Genomic DNA, 5958 nt, shown 5'->3' on the forward strand with positions numbered 1-5958 from the left:
CAGGCCGGCGCAGCGGGTTCATCCGGTGGGGGTTGCGGGTCACGGGGGCGGAGGCCCCGGCGCTCTGCATGGGCACCGGCACCACCGCGAAGCCCTCCCCTGCCCCGGCCTCCCCGTGCACCGGGATGCGCACGGTGTATTCCAGGCATCCGTCCTTCTGGCCGCAGGTGGTGGTGGCCGCAATGCCCTTGGCCGCCATCATGTCCACCGCATGCTGCAGGGTGTTCACAAACAGGCGCACGTCCCGCACCATGGGCACGGTGCGGCGCAAAGGGCTGGGCCCTGCCTTGGGGGCGGCCAGCATGGCGTCCACCAGCTTGTCCGCGTCCCGCACGCTCATGGCTTCCCGGGCCATCTTTTCCAGGGCAGCGGTGCGGCGGCCTTCGGGCAGGCGGAGCACCGCCCGGGCGTGGCGCTCGGTCAGGTGGTTGGCCACACACAGCTGCTGCTGGGCAGTGGTCAGGGTGAGCAGCCGCAGCTTGTTGGCCAGGGCCGACTGGCTCAGCCCCAGGCGCCGCGCCGCCTCCGCCTGGGTGCAGCCCCACAGCCGGATGACCTCCCGGATGCCCCGGGCCGCGTCGAAGGGGTCCAGCTGGGCCCGCTGCAGGTTTTCCAGCAGGCCCAGGGCCGCGCTCTCACTGTCGTCGTAGTCCGCCAGGATGGCCGGCACCTTTTCCAGCTTGGCCAGACGGCAGGCCCGCAGCCGCCGCTCCCCCGCCACCAGCTGATACTTATGTACCCCGGCCCGCCGCACGCTCACCGGCTGCAGCAGCCCGTTCTGTAAGATGCTCACCGCCAGGGCGGCGATCTCGGTATCGTCGAAGGTGGTGCGCGCCTGATAGGGCGAAGCCTCGATCTGCTCCACCGGGATCATGAGCACCTTGCCCGCCTTCTGCCGGTTCTTCTCTTTTGATTTTGCCATGGTGTCCCCTTTTCTGTATCGGATGGCCGACAAAACGGCCCTGTGGATTCGTATGCTGATTTCAGCATACCACAGGGCCGCGGGGGCGTGCCAGCACAATCGTTCGCCGGCATTTTCGGTTTTCAGCGCTTTTACAAGGGTTTCTTCGCAATTTTTCCGCCGTTTCTGGGGTAAACGGTCGGAGTCTGCGATATTTTTCTCACCAGGACCAGGTTGCGGGTGCTGCCGTCGGGCAGATGGAAAGCCCGGACCTCCTCCACCTTGCCCCCCAGCTTGTGCAGGGCATTTTGGGCGGCGTCGGTCTCGGCGACGGCGTCGGGGCCCTTCATGGCAATGAAGAGGCCCCCCACCTTCACCAGCGGCAGGCAGTATTCGCACAGCACCGGCAATGCCGCCACCGCCCGGGCGGTGGCCAGGTCAAAGGCTTCCCGCCAGCGCTTGCGGGCGGCTTCCTCCGCCCGCTCCTTGGCAAACTCCACATTGGTCAGCCCCAGTTCCCCGCAGACGGTGCGCAAAAACTCCACCCGCTTGCCGGTGGGTTCCATCAGGGTCAGTTCCAGCTCCGGCTTGTAGATCTTGGCCACAATGCCCGGGAACCCGGTGCCGGTGCCCACGTCCACCATCTTCCCCGCCACCTCCGGCTGGGCGGCCAGCAGCAGGCTGTCCACAAAATGCCGGTCCTCGATGCCCTCGGGGGTGGTGATGGCGGTCAGGTTCAGATGCTTGTTGGTCTCCACCAGCAATTCGGCGTACCTGTCCAGGGCGGTGAGCTGGTCGGGGGTGAGGGAAATGTTCCACATGGAACATTTCTCTGCCAGACGGTTTGTATCGATCATGGATGTTGCTCCTTTTCTTTCTGAAACCGCAGCACGGCCAGACTCAGCTGGGCCAGGTCGCTGGGGCTGACCCCCGGGATGCGTCCGGCCTGGGCCAGGGTGCGGGGGCGGATCTTGGTCAGCTTCTCCCGGCTTTCCAGGGTCATGGTGGGGATGTCCTCATACACAAAGTCAGTGGGGATGAGCACCTGCTCGTGGCGCTGCACTTCCCGGATGGCCCGCTGCTCCCGGGCAATGTACCCGGCGTAGCGGATCTCGGTCTCCAGGCGCAGGGCCATGGCGGGGGTCACGTCCTGCCCCCAGCCGATGACCCTGGCAATGAGCTCGTAGGTCACGGTGGGCCGGCGGAGCAGTTCCGCCGCGGTGCCCCCGGTCTCCCCCATCCGGCTCCTGTCCACGCCCGCTTCCTCGGCGGCTTTGCGCAGGTCGGCCAGGGGCACCCGGGTGGTTTCCAGGCGGTGCATCTCCGCCTGCTTGATGGCCTGGTCCTGGGTGAACACCGCCCACCGGGCGTCGTCCACCAGCCCGTATTCCCGGCCGATGGGGGTCAGGCGCTCGTCGGCGTTGTCCTGGCGCAGGCTCAGCCGGTACTCGCTGCGGCTGGTCATCATCCGGTAGGGGTCCATGACCCCCTTGGTCACCAGGTCGTCCACCAGGGTGCCCAGGTAGGAGGTGTGCCGTGCCAGCACCAGCTGGGATTTGCCCAGGGCGGCCCGGGCGGCGTTCAGCCCCGCCAGCAGACCCTGGGCGGCGGCCTCCTCGTAGCCGGAGGTTCCGTTGAACTGTCCGGCGCCGTACACCCCCGCCACCACCTTGCTTTCCAGGGTGGGATACAGGGTGGTGGGGTCCACGCAGTCGTACTCGATGGCGTAGGCGGGGCGCATGATCTCCAGATGCTCAAACCCCGAGATGGTGCGGTACATGGCGTTCTGCACCACTTCCGGCAGGCTGGAGGACAGCCCCTGCAGATACATCTCCTCGGTGTCCTCGCCGCAGGGTTCCACAAAGATGGGGTGGCGTTCCTTGTCCTTGAAGCGCACCACCTTATCCTCGATGGAGGGGCAGTACCGGGGCCCCACCCCCTGGATCATCCCGCCGTACAGGGGCGAGCGGTGGAGGTTTTCCAGGATCACCTTGTGGGTTTCGGGGTTGGTGTAGGTGATGTAGCAGTCCACCTTGTTGTGCATGGGGGTGCGGGTCAGGAAGGAGAAGGGCTGCAGGCTCTCGTCCGGGTCCCCGGGCTGGCGTTCCAGCTTGGAGAAATCAATGCTCCGGCGGTGGACCCGGGCGGGGGTGCCGGTCTTGAACCGGCGCAGGGTGAAGCCGTTGTCCACCAGGCACTGGGTCAGGGCGGTGGCGGCGTGCTGGCCGTCGGGGCCGCCGGCGTAGCTGGCCTCCCCCACAAAGATGCGTCCGCCCAGGGTGGTGCCGGTGGCGATGACCACCGCCTTGCACTCATAATAGCCCCCCAGGCTGGTGATGACGCCCTGCACCCGGCCCTCTGCGATGTCCAGGGCCACCACCTCCCCCTGGTGCACGTCCAGGTTGGGGGTGAGTTCCAGGGCATGTTTCATCCACATGTGGTAGCGTTTGCGGTCGGTCTGCACCCGCAGACTGTGCACCGCGGGGCCTTTGCCCCGGTTCAGCATCCGGCTCTGCAGGAAGGTGGCGTCCGCCGCCACCCCCATCAGCCCGCCCAGGGCGTCGATCTCCCGCACCAGATGGCCCTTGGCGGTGCCGCCGATGGAGGGATTGCAGGGCATGTTGCCGATAAAATCCAGCGTCAGGGTGAAGACGGCGGTCCTGGCGCCCAGCACCGCCGCCGCGTGGGCGGCCTCAATGCCCGCGTGCCCCGCGCCGATGACGATCACATCATACTTTCCCAGTTTATCCATAGTCAGTTCTTGCTTGTCCTTTCAGCCCTCTTCGGGCAGGATGCCTTCGGTCAGCACCAGATACCGGTGGTAGTCGCTGCGGTCCACCAGCACCGGGATCTTGGGCCGGTCCTGTAAAAACGGTTCGGGGTCGAACCAGAAGTTTTTGCTCTCAAAGAGATACACCTTGCCGTCGGCGGGGTTCACCGCCTGACACTGGATGATGAGGGGGCACCGGCCGTTCACCCGCACCGAGGTGTTGAACTGCACGGCCACGAAATCCGCGTAGATCCTGGAGCCGTTCTCCTGCAGCCAGGCGTCGTCCTGCTTTTCCTTGGCGTCCCGGCGCAGAAAGCCGATGCCCAGCAGCAGGAAGGGCAGCCCGAACAGGGCGAACAGAAGCAGCAGCGGCACCCGCAGCAGCAGGGCGGTGAGCAGCCCCACCACCACAAAGACGACGCCCACGGCGGTGAAGATGCCGCCCATGAACAGATTGATCCGTTTCATCACACCACTCCCTTTTTATTTGCCCACACAGAAGGTGGAAAACACTTCATCGATGGTGGCCTCGGTGGCGTCCTCCCCGGTGAGTTCCGCCAGGGATGCCAGGGCGTCGGCCAGACAGACCCCGGCGGCGTCGGGGCCCAGGCCCTCCTCCCGCTGGCTGCGGATGGCCTGGGCCAGGGCATCCCGGGCGGCGGTGGCGGCGTGGAGCTGTCGGGCGGAACACAAAGCCGCCGCCCCGGTGTCCACCTGCCCGGTGCCCAAAAGATCGGCCACCGCCGCACTCAGCTTGGGCAGGCTGGCCGGGTCCTTGGCGCTCAGGGGCAGTACCTGTCTGAAGTAGGGGGCCAGGGTCTTTTCCATGGTGCCCAGCCGTTCGTCGTCGGCCACCAGGTCCTGCTTGTTCAGGATGGCGATGGCCGGACGGCCCTGGCACTTTTCGGCCACCGACAGGTCATCGGGGCCCAGGCCCGCGTCGGCGTCAAAGACAGCCAGCACCAGACCGGCCTCGTCCAGTTTCTTCCAGCTGCGGCGGATGCCCTCGGCTTCGATGGCGTCCCCCTTCTCCCCCACGTCCCGCACACCGGCGGTGTCAAAGAGGTTGAGGCGGATGTCCCCCAGCATGACGGCCTGTTCCACCACATCCCGGGTGGTGCCCGCCACCGGGGTGACGATGGCGCGCTCGAACCCGGCCAGCAGGTTGAGCAGGGTGCTCTTGCCCACGTTGGGCCGTCCGCAGAGGACGCAGTCCACCCCGTGGCGCAGGATGGCCCCGGCGCCGTAGCCATTGATGAGCTTGTCCAGCTCCCCCTTGGTCTCTTCCAGGGTCATGGTCAGTTCCTCGGGCAGCAGCTCGGGCACGTCCTCCTCGGGGTAATCCACCCAGGCGCTGAGATGGGCGTACAGGGACTGCAGCGTGGCCTGGATGCCGGCGATCTTTTTGGCCAGGGCCCCGTCCAGGGCGGCGCTGGCCAGGGCGGCCCCCTGCCGTCCCCCGGCGGAGATGATCTCCATGACCGCTTCCGCCTGGGTCAGGCTGATCCGCCCGTTGAGCAGGGCACGGCGGGTGAACTCCCCCGGTCCGGCAGGCACGGCCCCGGCCAGATAGAGGGCTTCCAGCAGGCTGTCCGCCATGACGGTGCCGCCGTGCACCGACAGCTCGATGACGTCCTCCCCGGTATAGCTGTGGGGAGCCCGGTAGAACAGGGCCACCGTCTCGTCCATGGTCTGGCCCCGCAGCACAAAATGGCCGAAGAGGGCGGTGTAGCCCCTGGCTTCTATGACTTTCCTGTTCTGATGGATGGGCACAAAGACCTTGTCCACGATGGCGTAGGTGTCCGGGCCGCTCACCCGGATCACCGCGATGCCGCCCTCCCCGGGCGGGGTGGCCAGCGCGCAGACGGTGGTTGACAGCTGCATAGGATACCTTCCCCCTTTTTGGTTTATGGTATCACAAAAATGCCGCCGCGGCAATGGCGGGGGGTGAGGGCGGGTTGGTTTTCCACAAACAGGTGGGGGTTTTGTGGAAAGATGGTGGCTTTTTGGCAAGCGGGTGCTTGCGGGAGAGTTGTTCTTTTTTGGCAAGCGGGAGCTTGCGGGAGTGTTGTCGCTTTTTGCCGGTGTAAATTTAGGTAGCAACCTCTAGATTGCCGCTGAACGCGGCCGCCAATTTCGGAAACAACGCTGCGCGTTGCTTGCCCCTGCGGGGCAAACCGCCACCGTTTCGAGGCGGTGGACGCCGACCAGGGCTGCGGCCCTGGACCCGGGGAATGCGGCCACCTTACGACGGCCTACTCAGGCCCTGGGGGGCCTGAGCAAGGAA

The 5958-nt window shown here is 66.3% G+C and carries 5 protein-coding genes; all 5 read right to left on the reverse strand.

Annotated features, from left to right (window positions below):
• Positions 1 to 922: ParB/RepB/Spo0J family partition protein (locus Q0K17_RS10120; protein ID WP_294542741.1), on the reverse strand; the 922-nt coding region annotated here is incomplete at its 3' end.
• 131 nt (positions 923 to 1053) lie between these two features.
• On the reverse strand, positions 1054 to 1758 hold the full coding sequence (gene rsmG / locus Q0K17_RS10125; protein WP_294542743.1) for a 16S rRNA (guanine(527)-N(7))-methyltransferase RsmG: 705 nt from the start codon (positions 1756 to 1758) through the stop codon (positions 1054 to 1056).
• Positions 1755 to 3653 (reverse strand): tRNA uridine-5-carboxymethylaminomethyl(34) synthesis enzyme MnmG, encoded by a 1899-nt coding sequence (gene mnmG / locus Q0K17_RS10130; RefSeq protein WP_294542744.1) that lies wholly within the window; start codon positions 3651 to 3653, stop codon positions 1755 to 1757. Before mnmG ends, rsmG begins: the two co-directional genes overlap by 4 nt.
• Before the next feature lie 21 nt (positions 3654 to 3674).
• Entirely contained in the window at positions 3675 to 4139 is a 465-nt protein-coding gene (locus tag Q0K17_RS10135; RefSeq protein ID WP_294542745.1) for a hypothetical protein, read from the reverse strand.
• A 15-nt stretch (positions 4140 to 4154) separates the two neighbouring features.
• Positions 4155 to 5555, reverse strand: a complete 1401-nt coding sequence (mnmE, locus tag Q0K17_RS10140) for a tRNA uridine-5-carboxymethylaminomethyl(34) synthesis GTPase MnmE (RefSeq protein WP_294542747.1) — start codon at positions 5553 to 5555, stop codon at positions 4155 to 4157.
• Positions 5556 to 5958 lie beyond the last annotated feature (403 nt).

Origin of the sequence: uncultured Gemmiger sp. (assembly GCA_944388105.1) — a bacterium.
Classification (GTDB): Bacteria; Bacillota; Clostridia; order Oscillospirales; family Ruminococcaceae; genus Gemmiger.

Excerpts from the sequence above, each read along its gene's own strand:
- rsmG (WP_294542743.1), bottom strand. The coding sequence starts at position 1,758 with ATGATCGATACAAACCGTCTGGCAGAGAAATGTTCCATGTGGAACATT.
- mnmE (WP_294542747.1), bottom strand. The coding sequence starts at position 5,555 with ATGCAGCTGTCAACCACCGTCTGCGCGCTGGCCACCCCGCCCGGGGAG.
- mnmG (WP_294542744.1), bottom strand. The coding sequence starts at position 3,653 with ATGGATAAACTGGGAAAGTATGATGTGATCGTCATCGGCGCGGGGCAC.
- Q0K17_RS10135 (WP_294542745.1), bottom strand. The coding sequence starts at position 4,139 with ATGAAACGGATCAATCTGTTCATGGGCGGCATCTTCACCGCCGTGGGC.